The sequence below is a fragment of the Streptococcus oralis subsp. oralis genome (assembly GCF_002096435.1).
GTDB lineage: Bacteria > Bacillota > Bacilli > Lactobacillales > Streptococcaceae > Streptococcus > Streptococcus oralis_AA.
This window is the reverse complement of the sequence record NZ_NCUI01000024.1, coordinates 248,519-270,206: the sequence shown is the minus strand read 5'-3', so window position 1 is coordinate 270,206 and position 21,688 is coordinate 248,519. Positions and strand designations below refer to the sequence as shown.

The 21,688-nt window shown below is 40.6% G+C and carries 25 protein-coding genes; 12 read left to right on the top strand and 13 right to left on the bottom strand.

What is annotated here, in order from left to right; all coding sequences use genetic code 11:
• Positions 1 to 27 precede the first annotated feature (27 nt).
• Positions 28 to 375 (top strand): thioredoxin domain-containing protein, encoded by a 348-nt coding sequence (locus tag B7723_RS04850; RefSeq protein WP_084849707.1) that lies wholly within the window; start codon positions 28 to 30, stop codon positions 373 to 375.
• A gap of 37 nt (positions 376 to 412) precedes the next feature.
• On the opposite strand, the gene B7723_RS04845 is transcribed toward B7723_RS04850, so the two are convergent.
• The 9 genes from B7723_RS04845 to B7723_RS04805 form a co-directional block, all read right to left on the bottom strand.
• A complete protein-coding gene (locus B7723_RS04845; protein WP_084849708.1) occupies positions 413 to 1,186 on the bottom strand; it encodes a potassium channel family protein in 774 nt (257 codons plus the stop codon).
• An 86-nt stretch (positions 1,187 to 1,272) separates the two neighbouring features.
• Positions 1,273 to 2,082: an MBL fold metallo-hydrolase gene (locus B7723_RS04840; protein ID WP_001290607.1), complete on the bottom strand. Its 810-nt coding sequence runs from the start codon at positions 2,080 to 2,082 to the stop codon at positions 1,273 to 1,275.
• A gap of 1 nt (position 2,083) precedes the next feature.
• Positions 2,084 to 3,433: a cell wall metabolism sensor histidine kinase VicK gene (gene vicK, locus B7723_RS04835; RefSeq protein WP_000568720.1), complete on the bottom strand. Its 1,350-nt coding sequence runs from the start codon at positions 3,431 to 3,433 to the stop codon at positions 2,084 to 2,086.
• Positions 3,426 to 4,133: a response regulator YycF gene (gene yycF, locus B7723_RS04830; RefSeq protein ID WP_084849709.1), complete on the bottom strand. Its 708-nt coding sequence runs from the start codon at positions 4,131 to 4,133 to the stop codon at positions 3,426 to 3,428. Before yycF ends, vicK begins: the two co-directional genes overlap by 8 nt.
• Before the next feature lie 56 nt (positions 4,134 to 4,189).
• Positions 4,190 to 5,368 (bottom strand): A/G-specific adenine glycosylase, encoded by a 1,179-nt coding sequence (mutY, locus tag B7723_RS04825; RefSeq protein ID WP_084849710.1) that lies wholly within the window; start codon positions 5,366 to 5,368, stop codon positions 4,190 to 4,192.
• 82 nt (positions 5,369 to 5,450) lie between these two features.
• Entirely contained in the window at positions 5,451 to 6,425 is a 975-nt protein-coding gene (gene pta / locus B7723_RS04820) for a phosphate acetyltransferase (protein ID WP_084849711.1), read from the bottom strand.
• Between the two features lie 42 nt (positions 6,426 to 6,467).
• Positions 6,468 to 7,364: an RluA family pseudouridine synthase gene (locus B7723_RS04815; RefSeq protein WP_084849712.1), complete on the bottom strand. Its 897-nt coding sequence runs from the start codon at positions 7,362 to 7,364 to the stop codon at positions 6,468 to 6,470.
• A complete protein-coding gene (locus tag B7723_RS04810; protein WP_000799063.1) occupies positions 7,361 to 8,179 on the bottom strand; it encodes an NAD kinase in 819 nt (272 codons plus the stop codon). Before B7723_RS04810 ends, B7723_RS04815 begins: the two co-directional genes overlap by 4 nt.
• Complete coding sequence (locus B7723_RS04805; protein ID WP_000151555.1) at positions 8,163 to 8,834, bottom strand: GTP pyrophosphokinase; 672 nt, start codon at positions 8,832 to 8,834, stop codon at positions 8,163 to 8,165. Before B7723_RS04805 ends, B7723_RS04810 begins: the two co-directional genes overlap by 17 nt.
• A gap of 128 nt (positions 8,835 to 8,962) precedes the next feature.
• Here B7723_RS04805 and B7723_RS04800 point away from each other — a divergent pair, with 128 nt between their 5' ends.
• From B7723_RS04800 to B7723_RS04765, 8 genes are all read left to right on the top strand, one after another.
• The gene (locus B7723_RS04800; protein ID WP_084849713.1) at positions 8,963 to 9,532 is read left to right on the top strand and encodes a CYTH domain-containing protein; all 570 of its coding nucleotides are present in this window, start codon (positions 8,963 to 8,965) and stop codon (positions 9,530 to 9,532) included.
• Positions 9,533 to 9,643: 111 nt separating this feature from the next.
• Entirely contained in the window at positions 9,644 to 10,603 is a 960-nt protein-coding gene (locus tag B7723_RS04795) for a ribose-phosphate diphosphokinase (RefSeq protein ID WP_001283843.1), read from the top strand.
• A gap of 9 nt (positions 10,604 to 10,612) precedes the next feature.
• Entirely contained in the window at positions 10,613 to 11,728 is a 1,116-nt protein-coding gene (locus tag B7723_RS04790) for a cysteine desulfurase family protein (protein WP_084849714.1), read from the top strand.
• Positions 11,729 to 11,732: 4 nt separating this feature from the next.
• The gene (locus B7723_RS04785) at positions 11,733 to 12,080 is read left to right on the top strand and encodes a DUF1831 domain-containing protein (protein WP_084849715.1); all 348 of its coding nucleotides are present in this window, start codon (positions 11,733 to 11,735) and stop codon (positions 12,078 to 12,080) included.
• 6 nt (positions 12,081 to 12,086) lie between these two features.
• Positions 12,087 to 12,302, top strand: a complete 216-nt coding sequence (locus B7723_RS04780) for a DUF4649 family protein (protein ID WP_000286093.1) — start codon at positions 12,087 to 12,089, stop codon at positions 12,300 to 12,302.
• 82 nt (positions 12,303 to 12,384) lie between these two features.
• A complete protein-coding gene (locus B7723_RS04775) occupies positions 12,385 to 13,026 on the top strand; it encodes a redox-sensing transcriptional repressor Rex (protein ID WP_000653409.1) in 642 nt (213 codons plus the stop codon).
• Between the two features lie 15 nt (positions 13,027 to 13,041).
• A complete protein-coding gene (locus B7723_RS04770; protein ID WP_084849716.1) occupies positions 13,042 to 13,731 on the top strand; it encodes a gamma-glutamyl-gamma-aminobutyrate hydrolase family protein in 690 nt (229 codons plus the stop codon).
• 24 nt (positions 13,732 to 13,755) lie between these two features.
• Positions 13,756 to 14,244: a hypothetical protein gene (locus B7723_RS04765; protein WP_084849717.1), complete on the top strand. Its 489-nt coding sequence runs from the start codon at positions 13,756 to 13,758 to the stop codon at positions 14,242 to 14,244.
• Positions 14,245 to 14,258: 14 nt separating this feature from the next.
• Here the strand turns inward: B7723_RS04765 and radC are convergent, their stop codons facing one another.
• From radC to B7723_RS04750, 3 genes are all read right to left on the bottom strand, one after another.
• Positions 14,259 to 14,939, bottom strand: a complete 681-nt coding sequence (radC, locus tag B7723_RS04760; RefSeq protein WP_084849718.1) for a RadC family protein — start codon at positions 14,937 to 14,939, stop codon at positions 14,259 to 14,261.
• A gap of 42 nt (positions 14,940 to 14,981) precedes the next feature.
• A complete protein-coding gene (gene pcrA / locus B7723_RS04755; protein ID WP_084849719.1) occupies positions 14,982 to 17,273 on the bottom strand; it encodes a DNA helicase PcrA in 2,292 nt (763 codons plus the stop codon).
• 180 nt (positions 17,274 to 17,453) lie between these two features.
• Positions 17,454 to 19,124, bottom strand: coding sequence for a formate--tetrahydrofolate ligase (locus B7723_RS04750; RefSeq protein ID WP_084849720.1), 1,671 nt, complete (start codon positions 19,122 to 19,124; stop codon positions 17,454 to 17,456).
• Between the two features lie 228 nt (positions 19,125 to 19,352).
• Between B7723_RS04750 and coaB the strand changes: the two genes are divergently transcribed.
• Genes coaB through B7723_RS04735 form a run of 3 tightly spaced genes read left to right on the top strand, consistent with a single transcriptional unit; the run spans position 19,353 to position 21,152 of the window.
• Positions 19,353 to 20,042, top strand: a complete 690-nt coding sequence (gene coaB / locus B7723_RS04745; RefSeq protein WP_084849721.1) for a phosphopantothenate--cysteine ligase — start codon at positions 19,353 to 19,355, stop codon at positions 20,040 to 20,042.
• An 11-nt stretch (positions 20,043 to 20,053) separates the two neighbouring features.
• On the top strand, positions 20,054 to 20,605 hold the full coding sequence (gene coaC / locus B7723_RS04740) for a phosphopantothenoylcysteine decarboxylase (protein WP_084849722.1): 552 nt from the start codon (positions 20,054 to 20,056) through the stop codon (positions 20,603 to 20,605).
• Positions 20,589 to 21,152: an ECF transporter S component gene (locus tag B7723_RS04735; RefSeq protein ID WP_084849723.1), complete on the top strand. Its 564-nt coding sequence runs from the start codon at positions 20,589 to 20,591 to the stop codon at positions 21,150 to 21,152. The genes coaC and B7723_RS04735 overlap by 17 nt, the downstream gene beginning before the upstream one ends.
• Positions 21,153 to 21,193: 41 nt before the next feature.
• On the opposite strand, the gene B7723_RS04730 is transcribed toward B7723_RS04735, so the two are convergent.
• Positions 21,194 to 21,553, bottom strand: a complete 360-nt coding sequence (locus B7723_RS04730; protein ID WP_049549936.1) for a hypothetical protein — start codon at positions 21,551 to 21,553, stop codon at positions 21,194 to 21,196.
• Positions 21,554 to 21,688 lie beyond the last annotated feature (135 nt).

The following is a 21,688-nucleotide window of genomic DNA, read 5'->3' as shown; positions in this document are numbered from 1 at the left end:
ACTTATCAATGAAAGCGAGGTAATCTCATGGAACAATTTTTAGAAAACATCAAAGACCTTGAAGTCACTACAGTTGCGCGTGCGCAAGAAGCACTTGATAAGAAAGAAACTGCAACCTTCTTTATCGGTCGCAAAACTTGCCCTTACTGCCGTAAATTTGCTGGCACATTGGCAGGTGTCGTAGCTGAAACTAAAGCCCACATCTACTTCATCAACAGTGAAGAACCAAGCCAACTCAATGAATTGCAAGAATTCCGCTCACATTATGGAATTCCAACCGTACCAGGATTTGTTCACATTGCAGATGGCCAAATCAATGTCCGTTGCGACTCTTCCATGTCCGCACAAGAAATCAAGGAATTTGCTGGATTGTAAAAAAACCACTCATCGAGTGGTTTTTGTATAGTCTAAATTACTTTTTTTCAAGCAAATCTTGTATCATTCTATGAAGTCCTTCTATCTTCTCAGATTGTTTCTCTAGTAATATTCTTTGAGTTATTAATTCGCCTTGGAGTTTATCTAGTTTTATCTGTTCATCTGGATTCTCTTTCACGAAAAAATTCGTCAAGGCACTTGTTAACATCCCTATTGTGCCAATACCAACAAGCATTAGTAAAATAGCTAACCACTTCCCAAAAATCGACGCAGGAACAATATCTCCATAACCAACAGTCGTTACAGTTACAAGCGCCCACCAAAGACTATCTGAGAAAGATTTTTCTTCAACAACAGATAAAATTGAACTACCTACCAGTACAATAAAGGAATTGAGATAGAAAATATAAAGTAAGCCATTTGTTCGTAAGAGTTTTCCAACCTTCTTTTCCAACTTGCCAGTCAGTCCAACGACTCTTAAAAGACGAGTTAGTTTCAGTAATTTTATCAGCCTTGTTAGGCGGAAGATTCGCCCTAATCGAAATACTGTAAAAATAGCATTCAAAGGAAGGATAGCTAGCAAGTCAAAAATATTTTCAAGAAGAAATCGCCACTTTTCCTTACTTGTAAAGAAACGCCAGCCATAATCCACCACAAAGATAAACCAAAGTAGTAAGTCAATAATACTATAGGGTGGATTATCCAAATCAATCACCTCAGCAAATCCAAGCAAGACAAGGGCAACGGATATCAATGCAAGTAGGATAATCGTTGTGTCATAGTAATCCTTTAATAACCATTTTCTCTTCAAACTGCTACTCCTTTAGTTTTTTTAATCATTATACCACACTAAATTCCTGATAAAACTCAGAATAAAAGAAGGCACTCGCCTTCTTTTTATATATCTGTCAATGGTGTTGCGGTATCTGGTGAAGTGTCGTAGACCTTAAAGTCAACTCCGACTCCCAAATCGGCTTGAGCTAGCTGATTGACCATGGTCATATGAGCCAGCTCCTTGATATTGTTCTCTTTGGACAAGTGACCAAGGTAGATTTTCTTGGTTCGATTTCCCATGGCACGAATCATAGCCTCAGCTCCGTCTTCGTTAGAAAGGTGACCGAGATCCGATAGAATTCGCTGTTTGAGACGCCAAGCGTAAGATCCTGCTCGCAAAATCTCTACATCATGATTTGACTCAATGAGGTAACCATCCGCATTTTCGACAATCCCAGCCATACGATCACTAACATAACCTGTATCGGTCAGCATGACGAAGCTCTTGTCGTCTTTCATAAAGCGGTAAAACTGTGGTGCTGCCGCATCATGGCTAACTCCAAAACTCTCAATGTCGATATCACCAAAGGTTTTGGTTTTGCCCATTTCAAAGATATGCTTTTGCGAAGAGTCTACCTTGCCAAGATACTTACTATTCTCCATAGCCTGCCAAGTCTTTTCATTGGCGTAAAGATCCATACCATATTTGCGAGCCAAGACACCGACCCCATGGATATGGTCTGAATGCTCATGCGTAATTAAAATCGCATCCAGATCTTCAGGTTTGCGATTGATTTCAGCTAGCAGACTTGTAATTTTCTTACCAGACAAACCTGCATCCACTAGGATTTTCTTTTTTGGGGTTTCCAGATAAAAGGAATTTCCACTGGAACCTGATGCTAAAATACTGTATTTAAAGCCTTTTTCACTCATTCTAGTCTTCTATTTCGTCCTCCCATATTTCTTCTTTTACGGCATCCTTATCATAAGGGAGCACTATGGTAAAGGTCGATCCCTTACCGTATTCACTTTTGGCCCATATAAAGCCATTGTGTTGTTTGATGATTTCTTTTGCGATAGCCAGACCTAGACCAGTTCCACCTTGAGCCCGGCTTCTTGCACGATCTACACGGTAAAAGCGGTCAAAAATCTTAGGCAAATCTTGCTTTGGAATACCTAGACCTTGGTCTTTGATGGATAAAATCATCTGGTCATCAGTAGTTTTCATGCTGACAGTGATTTTCCCACCGTCTGGTGAGTACTTGATGGCATTGTTAAGAATATTATCAATCACCTGAGTCATCTTATCGGTATCAATCTCGATCCAAACTGAATTAATAGGGTAATCTCTGACAAGCTCATATTTTTTCTCGTCATCCTGGCTTCTCATCTTATCAAAGCGGTTGAGAATAAAGGTGATGAATGCTGTAAAATTAATCAATTCCACATCTAACTGAGTGGTCGCATTATCAATACGAGAGAGATGCAAGAGATCTGTCACCATCCGCATCATACGGTTGGTTTCATCGAGTGAAACCTTGATAAAATCAGGGGCAACAGGATCATACAGAGCTCCCTCGTCCAAGGCTTCAAGATAAGATTTAACACTGGTCAAAGGAGTTCGCAACTCGTGACTCACGTTCGAAACAAAGAGTCTTCGCTCACGCTCTTCCTTCTCCTGCTCGGTCGTATCATGTAAAACGGCAACCAAACCAGAGATGAAACCTGACTCACGGCGAACCAGAGCAAAACGTACACGAAGGCTTAGGTATTCCCCATTTACATCCTGGGAGTCAATCGTTAACTCAGGAATCTGTGTAATCAGGTCACGCAGCTCATACTCATCTTCTATCTTTAGTAATTCGAGGATGCTTTTATTCAGAACATCTTCTTTCTGCACACCGAGCTGTTTCTTGGCCATATCGTTGATCATAGTAATCTGGCCACGGCGATTGGTCGCAAGAACCCCATCTGTCATGTAAGAAAGAATACTGTTCAATCGTTTACTCTCTTGTTCCAGATTTTCTTGGGTCAAACGAATAACTTCTGACAAATCGTTCAGATTATTGGTGATATTGGTGATTTCTGTACTTCCTTGCAAGTCCAAAACTTGAGAATAATCACCTGCAATCAAGTCCTTAACCTTTTGATTTATCTCCTTCAGACGGATATTATCCCGACGATTTTCCAGTAACAGCAAGGTCACCACCAGGATAAAGCCCAGTAAAATCAAGATAAAGATAAAATCGCTGGTCAGAATAGTTTGTCTAATATCTTCAATCATTATTTCTCATATAGTATCCAACACCACGACGTGTGAGAATGTACTCTGGACGGCTTGGTGTGTCTTCGATCTTTTCACGCAAGCGTCTAATGGTCACGTCCACTGTACGAACATCACCAAAATAGTCATAACCCCATACAGTCTCAAGCAAGTGTTCACGCGTAATCACTTGACCAATATGAGACGCCAAGTGATACAAGAGTTCAAACTCACGGTGGGTCAAATCTAATTCCTCACCATATTTCTTCGCCACGTAAGCATCTGGAACGATTTCCAAATCACCAATTTGTAAAGGCTGCGTCTTCTTATCATCAGACTCTTGGCTATCCACAGAAACTAGGTCTGTACGACGAAGGAGGGCCTTAACACGAGCCTGCAACTCACGGTTTGAGAAAGGTTTTGTAACATAATCATCTGCACCTAACTCTAAACCAATAACCTTGTCAAACTCGCTATCCTTAGCTGATAGCATGATAATCGGCACGCTACTAGTCTTACGAATAGCTTTAGCAACTTCTAAACCATCAATTTCAGGTAGCATCAAGTCGAGGATAATAATATCTGGTTGCTCTGCTTCAAATAGCTCGATTGCCTCACGACCATTGAAGGCTGTAACAACTTCATAACCTTCCTTGGCCATATTAAACTTAATAATATCTGAGATTGGTTTCTCATCATCTACAATTAATATTTTTTTCATTTTATCACCTTTTCTCTATCTATTATAACAAAAAAATGCAAAGAAGGCACAAATGGCTACTGTAAGCCTTTATCTCCAAAAGTTGTTTTATAAGCCTTCCAAATTTTTTGTTGAGGTTTCGCAAGTGGATAGTCAGAAAACTCCTGAGGAGAAATCCAACGAATTTCTCTGTCTGAAAACTGTTTTGTTTCTATCACCTGACCAGCTAGGATTTGAATGTGCCATTTCCGATGACTAAATACATGCTTGACCTGGTCAAATACTTGCTGGGACCAATTCACTTCTAAATCATAATCCTGCTCAAAGTTTTCTTGAGGACTTGGTCCAAATGCTCTGCTTTCCTCTTTGACTTGAGAAAAGAGATCTATCTGATCGTCATCACTTGAGAAATCATCAACTTCAATCAATGGAAAATGCCAAAAACCGGCTAGTAGTTTCTCACTTTCATTTTTTTCAAGTAGATATTGACCATGGTCGTTGCGTACAACCAAAGCCTCTAGATAGATTGGGAGGGGCTTTTTCTTGGGCTCTTTAATCGGATATACATCCATAGTTCCGTTCTGATAGGCTGCGCTAAAGTCCTTAACAGGACTTTCTTCTGGTCGAGGGTTAACCGGAGACTCTATATCAGAACCTAAATCCATCAGAGCTTGGTTAAAGTCACCTGGTCGTTTCGGGTCAATCAAAATTTCCATCATTGCCTGAAAAATTTTGCGATTGCTGGGAACTCCGATATCATGATTAACCTCAAACAAGCGTGCCAAAACCCGCATGACATTGCCATCAACCGCTGGCTCGGGCAGGTTAAAAGCAATACTGGAAATAGCTCCAGCAGTGTAAGGACCAATCCCTTTCAGGCAAGATATTCCTTCATAGGTGTTTGGAAATTGACCACCAAAGTCAGCCATAATCTGCTGGGCTGCAGTCTGCATATTGCGCACTCGAGAATAATAGCCTAATCCCTCCCAAGCCTTCAACAAACGCTCCTCAGGGGCATTCGCCAGACTTTCAACAGTTGGAAACCAGTCCAAGAATCGTTCGTAGTATGGAATAACTGTATCAACCCTGGTCTGCTGGAGCATGATTTCAGATACCCAGATGTGATAAGGATTTTTACTTCTCCGCCAAGGTAAATCTCGCTTGTTTTCATCATACCAATTGAGGAGTTTCTCGCGAAAAGAAATGATCTTCTCCTCCGGCCACATGACGATACCGTATTCTTTCAAATCTAACATATATCTAGTATAACATAGAAGCTTCTAACTGTCTTTTTCTCAGTACTAAAAAGCCTCTTCCCATGGGAAAGAGGACTAAATCTTATTGATGAACTGCTTGAGCTGCTGTGATAAGGGTCAACTTGTACACATCATCTGCATTACATCCACGAGAAAGGTCGTTAACAGGTTTGTTCAAACCTTGCAATACAGGACCTACAGCCGCGAAGCCACCAAGACGTTCTGCAATCTTATAGCCAATATTCCCCGCTTCGATACCAGGGAAGATAAAGACAGTTGCTTGCCCAGCAACGTTACTTCCTGGAGCTTTCAATGCTGCAGTTTCAGGGTGGAAGGCCGCATCAAATTGCAACTCACCATCAATCTCAAGGTCAGGACGCAAGTCGTGAGCAATTTTAGTAGCTTCCACTACCTTATCAACACTTTCACCAAAACCTGAACCTTTAGTAGAATAGCTTAGCATAGCAATTTTAGGTTCAATACCAAACATCTTAGCTGTGATTGCTGAGTTGATGGCAATTTCAGCCAAGGCTTCTGCATCTGGATTAATATTAATGGCACAGTCTCCAAATAGATAACGTTCCGTACCACGAACCATGAGGAAGGCACCTGACGTACGAGTTACATTTGGACGAGTTTTAATGATTTGTAGGGCTGGGCGAACTGTTGAAGCAGTTGAGTGAATCGCACCAGATACCATACCGTCAACCAAGCCCAAGTAGACTAGCATCACACCAAAGTAGTTGACATCATCAACTAAAACTTTGCGCGCTTCTTCTTCAGTCATTTTGCCCTTACGACGCTCTACCAAGGCAGCAACCATTTCTTCAAATTGAGGATAATGTTGGGGATCAATCACTTCATAACCATCCATGATCCCTTCGATTTCGAGATAAATTTTAATTTTTTCAGGGTTTCCGAGCAAAACAGGGATTACTTCTGTTTCTTTTACCAAGCGTTTTGTTGCTTGAAGAATACGTGGCTCTTCCCCTTCAGGGAGAACGATACGAGCATTTTTGCCAACCAGGTTGGCTTTGAGACTTTCAAAAACTTCCATGAGTTTTCTCCTTTAAGAAAATAAATTATACTCAAATAATTTTTAAAGAGTATTAGTTGATAACTGAGTAATAAGATTGCTGAAATCATCCGGTATGGGGCTTTCTAATTGCAAATCTCGCTCTAGAAAAGGATGATAAAAAGATAAATAATGACAATGCAGAGCCTGACGTTGGATACCGTCATCCAGACTACCACCATACAAATCGTCTCCCAACAAAGGAAAGCCAATATGGGAAAAATGCACTCGTATCTGATGAGTTCGTCCAGTATGCAGGCGAATATCGACTAGGTGAATATTTCCATAAGACGCTACAACTTTGTAAGACGTATGAGCGTATTTCCCACCTTTGGCAACCCGTCTCGTGATAATAGAATCTTCATCACGCGCAATCGGGGCGATAATCTCCCCCTCTGACTCCAAGACACCATCTCCTTTAACAAGTGCAAAATACCTTTTTTCGATAAACTTTCGTTGTAGTTGCTTGTCTAAACGTGCATGAGCGTAGCCGTGTTTGGCAAAAAGCATCAAACCAGAAGTATCTCTATCAAGCCTAGTCACGATGTGAACTTGCTGGTTTTCATATTCTTTCTTAACATAGTAGCCCTTGATAAAATTCGCAATGGTATTAGAATGATTGACACTAGGGATGGAAGCTACTCCATAAGGCTTATTCAAAACCAGAAAATGATCATCCTCATAGAGAATATCCAGTGGACGCTCAATTGCTTCAAGACTCTCAAACCCTTCCTCTGCAGGGATATCAATAGTCACCCTGTCTCCAATATCTAAAAGATAAGTCGCATTTTGTGGTTTGCCATTGACCAGAATAGCCCCGCCTCGAAACTTAATCTTAGCCAAAAGTCCCTTAGAAACCTCATGTTTCTTGAGGAAAGTTTTGACTTTAACGTGCTCATCTGCGAGAAACTCGAACCTCATTCATCCACCTCGCCGATGAAGGCATCTTTGACACGATTCCAGAAACTAGTATGGCTTGGTGTCGCTACGAAGTGAATCTTATGATGGTCGATTTGATACTCAATCCGTTCGATATTACGGAATGAATAGACGCTGTTATCGACTGATATCGTGTGATAATCATTGCGTGTCGGCAAGAGTTCAATCTTATCCTTTTTGGGAATAATGATCGATGATCCCAAAGTGCGATAGACTCGGTTGTTAAGACTCGCTATTTCCGTCAACTGCAAGGCTTCAATGGTCGGATGCAAGACAGCTCCCCCCAAGGATTTGTTATAGGCAGTACTCCCCGTCGGCGTTGAAACAGTCACTCCATCTCCACGAAATCTCTCGAACGGAACATGGTTAATGATGATATCCGCAACCATGGTGCGATCTGATCGACGGATGCTGGCTTCATTTAAAGCACGGAAGATTTTCACCTCTCCATTTTCAAGCGTTACCTTAACATTCAAAACTGGATAAGAAACTTTGGCACCAGTGTCTAGCAGAAGATTGGTCACCAACTGATCCAACTCAAAATCACGATAATCCGTGTAAAAGCCCAAATGTCCGGTATGGACGCCAACAAATCGAACCTTGTCTAACTGATTCTCATACTTGTGGAAAGCGGACAAAAGCATCCCGTCACCACCAATCGAAATGACGATATCAGGATTGGTATCGTTCAGTATAAAATGTTGTTTCTTTAGTTTTTCCCTCAGCTCATGCAAAACCTTCTGGCTTTGCGGTTTTCTATTTGCTATGAGGTCAACTCGTTTACCTGTATTCTTCATCTGTATCGTCACTATTTCCTACACCGTCATTTAATTTTCTGCTCAATGGATCAAAGAGAGCCTGCGCTTCCTGGATATCATCACGAATCTTACCCATTTCTTCATCCAGTTGATAGGCTATTTTGGCCGTGATTTCCAGTCTTTTCCTGATTTCTTCTGGAAAATCGCCCTGATATTTATAATTGAGCGAGTGTTCAATCGTAGCCCAGAAATTCATGGCTAAAGTCCGTATCTGAATTTCCGCCAAAATCGTCTTCGCTCCGTTGATCGTATCAACCGTGTACTCGACAACCACGTGATAAGAACGATAACCTGAAGCCTTACGATGAGTGATATAGTCTCGTTCCTGAACGACTCTCATATCTTGGCGTTTACGTAGAATCTCAACTACTTCTTTAACGTCATCAACAAATTGAACCATGACACGTAAACCAGCAATGTCTTGCAGATCATGTTCCAGACTTGCATAAGTGATTCCTCGACGAGCCATCTTTTCTTTAATACTTTCAATCGGTTTTACACGGCCCGTTACAAACTCAATTGGAGAATGCTTGTTTTGCTTACGATACTGTTTGCGAATTCCCCGAAGTTTAATCTTCAATTCACCAACAGCCTGAATGTAAGGATCTAAAAATTCTTCCCATTCTATAGTCATACTCTCTCCCTTGTAATGTTTGATTGCTCTGTCGAAAATCTTTGATTTTTTCAGTACATTCGTATACAATAAATACATTGTCCATTATACCATAAATCGCTTTCAAAGATATAGAAAAGGTTGAAAAAATGAAACATTTAGAAATAGAATTGAAAACACTTCTGAAAAAAGAGGAATATGATCATCTAAAAAAACAGTTTTCCCATATCCAACCCGTCCTTCAGAAAAACTACTACATTGACACACCAGATTTCCAATTGCGTGAAAAGAAGGTTGCCATGCGCATTCGCACTTTTGCAGATTGGGCGGAATTGACCTTAAAAGTGCCTCAAACTGTAGGAAATATGGAATACAACCAGAAACTAACTCTTCCAGAAGCTGAATCATACCTAGAAAAACAAAAACTACCTCAAGGGCTCGTTCTAGAGAAGCTTGCTAAGATTGGTATTGAAAGCCATGAATGGCTTGTTCTAGGCTGCCTTTCCACCCTTCGTTATGAAATGAAAACTGAGATTGGCTTAATGGCCTTAGATGAAAGTCACTACTTTTACCAAACGGACTATGAACTCGAGCTTGAAGTCACCGACCATGAAAAAGGAAAAGTCGATTTTCAGCAATTTTTAGATGAAAATCACATAACTTACCAGAAAGCTCCATCAAAATTAATTCGATTCATTAAAAACATGAAAAAAAGCTGAAATAATCTCCTTTTTTTGGTAAAATAGAAAATATAAAAATAAAAGAATCTGGCTTTGAAAAACAAAACTTTCTCAGAGAAGATTCGCAAAGTTTACAGAGGACGGTCTATAATGTCAGATAGAAACAACATGAAACTTTTCACCCTAAACTCTAACCATGAAATCGCTCAAAAGATTGCGGATACAGTTGGTGTACCTCTCGGGAAGTTATCCTCTCGACAATTTTCTGACGGCGAAATCCAGGTTAACATTGAAGAAAGTGTCCGTGGTTACGATGTCTACATCATCCAGTCAACCAGCTACCCTGTTAGCAACCACTTGATGGAGTTGTTGATCATGGTTGATGCTTGTGTACGTGCAAGTGCTCATAGTATCAACGTTGTCCTTCCTTACTTTGGTTATGCGCGTCAGGATCGTATCGCTTCTTCTCGCGAACCCCTCACTGCGAAACTGGTTGCCAATATGCTTGTCAAAGCTGGTGTAAGCCGTGTTCTAACGCTGGACCTCCACGCTGTTCAGGTCCAAGGTTTCTTTGATATTCCTGTAGATAATCTTTATACTGTTCCTCTATTTGCTAAGCACTACTGTGATAAAGGACTTCTTGGCTCTGATGTTGTTGTTGTTAGTCCAAAGAACTCTGGTGTTAAACGTGCACGTAGTTTGGCTGAATACCTTGATGCTCCTATCGCCATCATTGACTACGCCCAAGACGACTCTGATCGTAACGAAGGCTATATCATTGGGGATGTTGAAGGCAAGAAGGCTATCTTGATTGACGATATCCTAAATACTGGTCGTACTTTCTCTGAAGCAGCCAAAATCGTTGAACGTGAAGGTGCAACTGAGATTTATGCAGTATCCAGTCACGGTTTATTTGTTGAAGGTGCAGCAGACCTCCTTGATGCTACAAACATCAAAGAAATCCTTGTGACTGACTCAGTAGCAACCAAAGAAAGAACTCCAGAAAATGTATGTTACATTACTGCTAGCGAATTAATCGGAGATGCGATCGTCCGCATCCATGAAAGAAAACCAGTCAGCCCACTCTTTGCTTACAACAAAAAGAAATAAGGTGATTCTTTGATTTATTTGGACAATGCTGCTACGACTCCTATGTCAGCAGTAGCTATTTCTGAAATGACCAAGGTCATGCAAGAAACTCATGGTAATCCTTCTAGTATTCATGGCCATGGTCGACAAGCTGGTAAACTCTTGCGAGAGGCTCGTCAGGACTTAGCCCACTTACTAGGAACCAAACCTCAACATATCTTTTTCACGTCTGGTGGTACAGAAAGTAACAATACAGCCATTATTGGCTATTGTCTCCGTCATCAAAAACGTGGAAAACATATCATCACGACAGCTATTGAACACCATTCTGTTCTTGAGACTATCGATTATCTGATTCAACATTTTGGTTTTGAAGCGACCATCATCCAACCAGTAAATCAAGAAATTACTGCCCAGCAAATTCAAGAAGCCTTACGTGACGATACCATTCTCGTTTCCACCATGTATGCTAATAATGAAACAGGCAGTCTCTTACCTATCGCTGAGATTGGACGTATTTTAAAAGATCATCCTGCTGCTTATCATGTAGATGCTGTTCAAGCTATCGGGAAAATTCCTATCCATCCCGAGGAATTGGGAATTGATTTCCTTAGCGCTTCTGCCCACAAATTCCATGGGCCAAAAGGAGTTGGCTTTCTTTATGCTTCTTCCGCGGACTTTGATTCCTACCTTCACGGTGGGGACCAAGAACAAAAGAAACGGGCTGGAACAGAAAATCTTGCTGCCATTGTAGGCATGGTCGCTGCTCTCAAAGAGGATTTAAATGACCAAGTTGAGCATTACCAAAAACTGAGCACACTCAAAGCTACTTTTTTAGAAGAAATTGCAGGTCTCAACTACTATCTCAATGAAAGCAACCACCAACTGCCTTATGTTGTCAACATTGGATTTCCTGGTCAAAAAAATGATTTGCTCTTGCTACGGTTAGACCTTGAAGGAATTTCAATTTCTACCGGTTCAGCTTGTACTTCTGGTATTGTGCAAACCAGTCATGTGCTTGAAGCATTTTATGGACCAGATTCGCATCGTTTGAAAGAATCTGTCCGTATCAGTCTCTCTCCTCTTAACACCGAAGAAGAACTGAAACAACTCGCACAAACCTTAAAAAATATTATTGGAGATTAATCTAATGGCATTCGAAAAAACCATTAAACTACAAAACTGCCGCTACGACTACACACTTAGCCCAACTGTCAAAAAGTTCACACTGAAAGATAATACTTTTTTTGAAACAAAAGTTGGAAACTTCGAACTGACTCGTTTGCTTGAGAAAGTGCCCAACAGCGGTGAAGGTTTCAAGCTAAAAATCATCATCAACAAAGACCTTACAGGTGCTAAACTCAACATCACTGACAAGTCTGGCCTTCGTTTGGTGAATATCTTTAAATCAGAAGACCACCACATTCATCAGGAAAAATTCCACTTCCTCATGGACAGTTTAGTAGAACGCGGTATCTTCACTAAAGAAGAAAGATAATTGATTATGTATCGACTTACCTATCAAGATAACTATCACGTAGAACGTACACTTGAGTATAAGGATTACGAAGAGCTCATGTTATCTCTATCAGGCTGTGTGACCCTTCCTGATACTCTCCTAATCAGCTCCTTAACGCTGAATGATAAGGTGATTTATCAAGGATTGGTTGGCGATCTCTACCGTTTTCTATCACAAGCTCATTTTTCAGATAAAAACTAAGAAATTTCTTAGTTTTTTCTTGTTTTTGTTGATTTTTTCACAATGTTTCTATAAAATAGAAGAATAGAAAGGTTGTGATTTTGTGAAAGATAAACAGTCTGCTATTCCAAAAGCAACAGCAAAAAGACTCTCACTTTACTATCGAATTTTCAAGAGATTTCATGCAGAAAAAATCGAACGTGCCAACTCCAAGCAAATTGCAGAGGCTATCGGTATCGATTCTGCGACCGTTCGTCGGGATTTTTCCTATTTTGGTGAACTAGGTCGTCGAGGTTTTGGTTACGATGTCAAAAAATTAATGAATTTTTTTGCTGATCTCCTAAATGATAACTCAATTACAAATGTTATGTTGGTTGGAATCGGAAATATGGGCCATGCCCTTCTCCACTACCGCTTCCATGAGCGTAACAAGATGAAAATTATCATGGCCTTTGACCTAGATGACCATCCAGAAGTTGGAAGCCAGACGCCTGATGGAATTCCAATCTATGGTATCTCTCAGATTAAAGAAAAAATCAAAGAAGCAGATGTCAAAACTGCTATCCTAACAGTTCCAAGTGTTAAATCACAAGAAGTTGCCAATCTTTTGGTTGATGCAGGTATAAAAGGTATTCTCAGTTTTTCCCCTGTTCACCTTCACCTCCCAAAAGATGTGGTCGTTCAGTATGTCGATTTGACAAGCGAACTCCAAACCCTCCTCTATTTTATGCGTAAAGAGGATTAGAAAGCGAAAGCATTTATGAAAAAACCAGTTATTGGGATTACAGGAAATGAAAAAGCTCATCCAGATGATGACATCATGATGAGCTATGCAGCAAAAGGCTTTATTGAAGGAGTCAAGGACGCTGGCGGAATTCCAATCATCCTACCGATTGGTGATCAAGAAATGGCTACCTATTACATCAGTATCATTGATAAGCTCATCCTAACGGGTGGGCAAAACGTTGATCCAAAATACTATGGTGAACCAAAGGTTATTGATAGTGATGACTACCACCTTCAAAGAGATATTTTTGAACTAGCACTTATCAAAGAAGCTATTAAGCAAAAGAAACCAATTTTCTCTGTTTGTCGGGGTACTCAACTTTTCAATGTCGCCATGGGAGGCACGCTACACCAAGATATCGAGGATCATTGGCAGGACTGTTCAGCCGAATACACTACCCAACGCCTCGTAACGGAACCTGATACCATTCTCCGAGAAATCTATGGAGAAATCTCTCATATCAACTCCTTCCACCACCAGAGCATTAAAGATCTAGCCTCAAATCTTAAGGTTGTAGCACATGATCCTAAAGATGGAATCATTGAGGCTGTGACAACTACGGACGGCTTTCCTTATCTTGGTGTCCAATGGCATCCAGAATTTCTATTTGAAAATCGCCCCAAAGATAAAATGCTATTTGACTATGTTGTTAACGAACTCTAGGACTTATAAATAGGTTATTAAATCATGAATGAAATTAAAATACCTTCTACTCATGAGATTTTGAGAGATATAGAAGCTAATGTTTTCATATCTTATAAGAAAAAGGAAGCTAATCTTTTCTTATCAAACAATGAAAAAGAAATAAGTGTTTGCTTTCATCTTTCTAATCTCTATAGACTTTTAACAGCGGAAAGTTACCAATCTTTTTCTAAGAATAAAGAGAATTTCGATAAACTATCTCAAAAAGAAAAAGAAAAACAGCTGAAAGAAATGTCTAAAAAGGCAAAACGATTTTGTAAAAAGGCAGATGCTAAACTAAAAAGTAAATTTCATTCAAGTCTTTACTTTTACAGAGATATTCTCATTCATAAAAAAAGATATTATAAAATCGAAGATTTCAATGCAATTGTCGACTTTATCGTTCAAGAAAATTTACTTGTACCCACGATAAAACCTCTTCCTGTTATCAATTTGACAGAAGTAGATTCCTATGTTTTAGAAGTGATTGAGTAAGATCATGTGTAATCTTAAATCAAATCCGTCTTTTCACGGTAACTAAAGTAATCCGAGTGCGAGACAATCAAATGGTCCAAGAAAACAATTCCCATCAGTTCGCAGGCTTCCTTGACTAGTTTAGTGACATGGTCGTCGTTTCGACTAGGAAATACAGCACCAGATGGATGATTGTGAACGAGAATCACTGAGGTAGCCATATGCTTCAAAGCATAGTGAAGGATTTCCCTCGGTTCAGCAATGCTGCGTGTCGCGGATCCGATGAAAATGGTCTGCTGATGAATGATTTGATTTTGAGTATTGAGATAGAGCGCCACTAGGTGCTCTTGTTTTTTGTCGCCAAGTTCCTGTTGCATTTTCTTGGCTAGCTTTTGACTACTGAGAATACTTTCCATCTCAAGGGTTTCATTTTTATGAATACGATGCCCCAGTTCAATTACTGCTTGTAGTTCAATGGCCTTAATCCGTCCAATACCAGACAGACTCTGCAATTCCTGCAGGGTCATTTTCTTTAAATCAGTTAGACTGTTAAGACTATCCAAGACTTTCTGAGCAATTTCAAATACATTAGCCTGACGTGTTCCGGTTCTGAGCAGAATAGCTAGTAATTCTTGATTACTCAGAGCCTCTACTCCTTCTTTAACTAGTCTTTCTCTAGGCAAAAGTGAATCTTCTTGGAATGAGATACTGTACATAAAAATCCTCCTCACTTTATTATTCGTGAGAAGGATGAAAAATTAGATTTTTTTCTTAATTGGAGCTACACTGGCTAGAAGTTTTTTCAGACCCACTTCAGGGAAATTAATTTTCAGTTCCTGCGTAGCACCGCTACCTGAAACTTCAAGGACCGTTCCCTCTCCCCACTTCTTGTGGAGAGCAATATCCCCGATAGACCAACTTGTATCAGTCGAATCTTTTTTATTTCCGGATGTAAACTGTCCAAATGGGAGACCACTTGACTGGATAGAGCTTGGTGCAGCCTTGCGTTTTCGTTCTCGAAGGGCCTGAGCTAAGCTCATACCTTGACCAAAAGCAATCCCACCACTGCTATAAGATGCCTTAAAGCTAGTATTCGCCGGACGAGCCAAACCTTGATACTCGAGCAAGTCCGAACTGATTTCATTGATGAAACGTGTTGGACGGTTATAATTTGTACGACCGAAAAGCAAGCGTGAGTTGGCATTGGTCAGATAGAGGATTTTCTCTGCGCGAGTGATACCTACATAGGCCAAACGGCGTTCCTCTTCTAGCTCATCTGGATCTTCAGCTGCACGGCTAAGTGGAAAGACATTTTCCTCCATCCCAATGATAAAGACAACTGGGAACTCAAGTCCCTTAGCTGCGTGCAAGGTCATCAAGGTAACTTCTGATGTCTCCTGACTGCCAGAGTCAGTGTCCGCAATCAAAGCCAAGTCATTCAAGAAACGACTGAGTTTGTCCAAACCAGTTTCTTCTTCCTGACTATCTGGGTTGTCATCAAAGTTTTTGGTAACAGAAAGGAATTCCTCGATATTTTCAACCCGAGCCTTGCTTTCTAAGGTCGCTTGGGCATTAAGAATATCGACATAACCTGTTTTTTCTAGAACAGCCTCCACCAGCTCGGTGATAGTTAATTGATCCAGTTTTTCTCGCAAATCCAAGATCATATTGGCAAAATCCCAGATAGACTGAGCTGCCTTGCCCTTGATTCCTGATAACATGATATTGGCTGAAGCATCCAGCATAGACATCTCTTGTAGGTTAGCAAAATCCCGGATTTTCTCAACAGTACCTGGCCCAATTCCGCGTTTAGGCTCGTTGATAATACGCTCAAAACTGATATTGTCACTCAAATTTGCAATGAGGTTAAGATAAGCGATAATATCGCGAATTTCCTTACGGCTGTAGAACTTGGTCCCTCCAACCATAGTATAAGGAATATTGGACTTGAGCAACGCTTCCTCAATAGTACGAGATTGCGCATTAGTTCGATAAAGAACTGCAAAATCCTTGTGGAGGAAGTTTTGAGTGCGACCAAGTTCATCGATGGTTTTTGCCACAAAAACAGCCTCATCTTGTTCGTCGTTGGCTCTGTAGTAGACGATTTGTTCCCCATCCGCATTCTGGGTCCACAGATTCTTAGGGCGACGATTTTGATTGTTTTTAATAACATCATTGGCAGCTTGGAGAATGGTTTTGGTTGAACGATAGTTTTCTTCTAACAAGACAACCTTGGCGTTAGGGTAATCTTTCTCAAAATCCAAGATATTCTGCATATCCGCACCACGCCAACCGTAGATAGACTGGTCTGCATCACCGACCACGCAGATATTTTTAAAGCGTGAAGCCAAAAGTTTGACCAGTTGGTACTGGGCATGGTTGGTATCTTGGTACTCATCAACGTGAATGTACTGGAACTTCTGCTGATAGTAGGTCAGAACATCAGGATTCTGATCAAAGAGACGCAGGGTCAGCATAATCAAATCATCAAAGTCAACAGACTCTGACTGACGAAGCTCTTTTTGATAGGCTGTATAACACTGAGCTACGATTTGCGTATAAATATCACCAGCTTGAGCAGCATATGCGACATCATCAATCAGGTCATTCTTAGCATTGGAAATGGTTCCCAAAATGGTCCGTTCATTCCATTTTTTAGGATCCAAGTTTAACTGCTTGAGGATTCGTTTCATGAGGGTTCGCTGTTCACCAGGATCTACAATAGTGAAATTACGATTGTAGCCAATATGATCCGCATCGCGACGTAGGATACGAACACACATGGAGTGAAAGGTCGCAATCAGACATTCCTGAGTAGCTGGATTGAGACTATAAGCACGCTCTTTCATCTCACGCGCCGCCTTATTGGTAAAGGTAATAGCCAGGATATTCCAAGGATTAACCATTTTTTCATCAATTAGATAGGTAATACGGTGAGTTAAAACACGAGTCTTCCCAGAACCAGCCCCCGCCATGATCAACAAGGGGCCTTCTGTCGTTTGCACCGCCTCAGCCTGACGGTCATTCATTCCATTCAATAATGCGTTCATTTTCTCTTCCTTACTCTTGAAGTCAATATTTCTATTATATCAGAATTCAGGGAAAATATCTTTACATAGACCGGTAGCGTGTGGTAAACGATTCTCTCATCAACTGAAGACAACTACTTATATCTAGATAAAAAATGAGCTTGGATAGCATTTCCAAACTCTTTTAATATCATCTAAATCTTAGAACAATCCTAGAACGGTTCCGTCACTTTCAACATCCATGTTAAGAGCTGCTGGTCGTTTTGGAAGTCCTGGCATGGTCATGACGTCACCAGTTAAGGCAACGATGAAGCCTGCACCTAATTTTGGCACCAATTCGCGAATGGTAATTTCAAAGTTTTCAGGTGCTCCAAGTGCATTTGGATTGTCTGAGAAGCTATACTGGGTCTTAGCCATACAGATTGGCAATTTGTCCCAACCGTTTTGAACGATTTGAGCGATTTGTGTTTGAGCTTTCTTCTCAAAGTTCACTTTGCTACCACGGTAGATTTCAGTAACAATCTTTTCAATCTTTTCTTGGATAGAAAGGTCATTGTCATACAAACGTTTATAGTTAGATGGACTCTCAGCGATAGTCTTGACAACCGTTTCAGCAAGTGCTACTCCACCTTCTGCACCATCAGCCCAGACACTTGCCAACTCAACTGGTACATCGATTGAAGCACAAAGTTCTTTCAAGGCTGCGATTTCTGCTTCTGTATCAGAAACAAATTCGTTAATGGCCACAACTGCTGGAATACCGAACTTACGGATATTTTCAACGTGGCGTTTCAAGTTAGCAAAACCGGCACGCACTGCTTCTACATTTTCTTCTGTCAAAGCGTCTTTAGCTACACCACCATTCATCTTAAGGGCACGAAGGGTTGCGACGATGACAACTGCATCTGGAGATGTTGGCAAGTTTGGCGTCTTGATATCAAGGAATTTCTCAGCTCCAAGGTCCGCACCAAAACCAGCTTCAGTGACTGTATAATCAGCCAAGTGAAGGGCTGTGCTTGTTGCCAAGACAGAGTTACATCCATGAGCGATATTGGCAAATGGACCACCGTGTACAAAGGCAGGTGTACCGTAAATTGTCTGAACCAGGTTCGGTTTAATAGCATCTTTCAAAATCAATGCCAAAGCACCCTCAACCTGCAAATCACCTACAGAAACTGGTGTACGGTCGTAACGATAACCAATAACAATATTAGCCAAACGGCGTTTCAAGTCCTCGATGTCCGTAGCCAAGCAAAGAATGGCCATGATTTCGGAAGCGACGGTAATGTCAAAGCCATCCTCACGAGGAATACCATTTAGAGGGCCACCAAGTCCGACGGTCACGTGACGAAGTGCTCGGTCGTTCAAGTCCACTACACGTTTCCATAGGATACGACGTTGGTCAATTCCCAGCTCATTCCCTTGGTGCAAGTGATTGTCAATTAAAGCAGAAAGAGCATTGTTTGCAGTTGTAATGGCATGCATATCCCCGGTAAAGTGGAGGTTGATGTCTTCCATTGGCAACACTTGGGCATAACCACCACCAGCAGCACCACCCTTAATTCCCATTACTGGACCAAGAGACGGTTCGCGGATAGCAATCATGGTTTTCTTGCCGATTTTGTTTAAGGCATCTGCAAGACCGATGGTAATGGTTGACTTTCCTTCACCTGCTGGTGTTGGGTTGATGGCAGTTACCAAGATTAATTTCCCAACTGGATTGTTCTCAACCGCACGAATTTTGTCAAAGCTGAGTTTAGCCTTGTACTTCCCGTACAATTCCAAATCGTCGTAAGAAATTCCAAGTTTCTCAACAACATCAACGATCGGCTTCAGCTCAATACTCTGTGCGATTTCAATATCTGTTTTCATTCAAAACTCCTATAGCCTCTAATTTGATAATTTATTATAACACAAAACAAGATTTTTAACATCCATAAACTCTCTAAACGTTCGTAAATATCCTGAATTTCAAGATTTTTAGGGCCCTTTGAAAAATTTTATATGGCTTTATAGTTATAAACTATAGTGTAGCTTTGTTTTAGCAAAATTTTATCGCTTTCATTTTACTTACTGTTTATTTTTGTGTACAATAGTGCTATGAAAATTTTAGTCACATCGGGCGGTACCAGTGAAGCTATCGATAGTGTCCGCTCTATTACTAACCATTCTACAGGTCGCTTGGGGAAAATCATCACAGAAACCTTGCTTGCTGCGGGGCATGAAGTTTGTTTGATAACGACAAAACGAGCTCTGAAGCCAGAAGCTCATCCTAATCTAATCATTCGAGAAATTAACAATACCAACGACCTTCTAGTTGTGATGCAAGAACTAGTAAAGAAATATCAGGTCTTAATCCACTCAATGGCTGTGTCTGACTACACACCTGTTTATATGACGGGGCTTGAGGAGGTACAGGCTAGCTCCAATCTAGAAGAATTCTTAAACAAGCAGAATCATCAGACTAAGATTTCTTCAACTGATGAAGTTCAGGTTTTATTTCTGAAAAAAACACCCAAAATCATCTCTCTAGTCAAGGAATGGAATCCTTCTATTCATCTGATTGGCTTTAAACTACTTGTTGATGTCTCTGAAGAATATCTCATAGAAGTTGCTAGACAAAGTCTTGTCAAGAACCAGGCTGACTTAATCATAGCAAATGATCTTACTCAAATCTCAGCAAATCAGCATCATGCAATCTTTGTTGAGAAAGAGCAACTCCAAACCGTTCAAACCAAAGAGGAAATAGCAAACCTCCTTCTTGAAAAAATTCAAGCATACGATTCTTAGAAAGGAAAGCCATGGCAAATATCCTCATCGCAGTGACAGGTTCCATTGCCTCCTATAAAACAGCTGACCTAGTCAGTTCCTTGAAGAAACAAGGCCATGATGTCACTGTCATAATGACTCAAGCTGCTACAGAGTTTATCCAACCGTTGACACTACAGGTCCTCTCTCAAAATCCTGTCCACCTTGATGTCATGCAGGAACCCGCTCCTAATCAAGTCAATCATATCGAACTAGGCAAAAGAACTGATCTTTTTATCGTTGCACCCGCTACTGCTAATACCATCGCAAAGTTAGCCCATGGATTTGCGGACAACATGGTGACAAGCACAGCACTTGCCTTGCCAGAACATGTCAAAAAGTTAGTCGCACCAGCCATGAATACAAAAATGTATGACCATCCGGCAACTCAGGCTAATCTAAAAACATTAGAGACCTATGGTTATCAGATTATCTCTCCAAAAGAATCTCTACTAGCCTGTGGCGATCACGGCAAAGGCGCCCTAGCTGACCTGAATACTATTTTAGAAAGAATAAAGGAAACCCTCGATGAACAAACGCTCTAACATTGCACCCATTGCTATCTTTTTTGCAGTTATGCTCATTATCCACTTTTTGAGTTCTCTCCTATTTAACCTTTTCCCATTTCCAATCAAACCTACTATCGTTCATATTCCAGTAATCATTGCTAGTATCATCTATGGCCCTCGAGTTGGAGTTACACTTGGTTTTCTTATGGGACTATTGAGCTTAACGGTAAACACGATTACCATCCTTCCAACCAGCTACCTCTTCTCTCCATTTGTACCGAACGGAAACATTTATTCTGCGATTATCGCTGTTGTCCCTCGCGTTTTGATTGGTCTGACACCTTACTTGGTTTATAAATTATTAAAAAACAGAACGGGTCTCATCTTTGCTGGTGCTCTCGGTTCCCTTACCAACACCGTCTTTGTCCTTGGGGGAATCTTCTTCCTTTTTGGAAATGTCTTCGACGGCAATATCCAAAAACTCCTGGCAACCGTTATTTCTACAAACTCAATTGCCGAGCTTGTCATTTCTGCCGTTCTAACAGTAGCAATTGTCCCACGTTTACAAACCTTGAAGAAATAAAAAATCAACTCCACTTTCATCCTGAAGGTGGAGTTTAGCATTTAAAACATAAGAAACATCAATAGAATATGAAAGCCAAAGCGCAGGAGCTGATACGAAAGAGGGGTAGGTTGCTGGCTTTTCTGGCTATCCAAGTATAGGGTTAGTGATAGAAAAACCAAACCAAATGCAATCACCAATCTGACGAAATAAGCAATTTCGAGTATTGCTGCCATCAAAAGAAAACCTAATAAAGGAAGGCTAAAAAGTGAAACAGCCAGGCCACTTGCTAATAGAGAGAGTAGCGAAAGGACCAATAAACTATAAACTAGGAAACGAGTCCAACCTGAGACTACTTTCCCTTCACTTTTCTGTTTTGACATCATCACGATTACCACGATTAGGTAAACAAAAAGTATCATCACAATTTCTCCTCAGTTCCTATTATTCTTTAACACATTTTAACCAAATTTTCCTGAAAAATCAATAATGCTTCTTGACTTGATTGGTGATTTATTGTACTATACTTGTGTATATACAGATAAATGGAGGTTCTT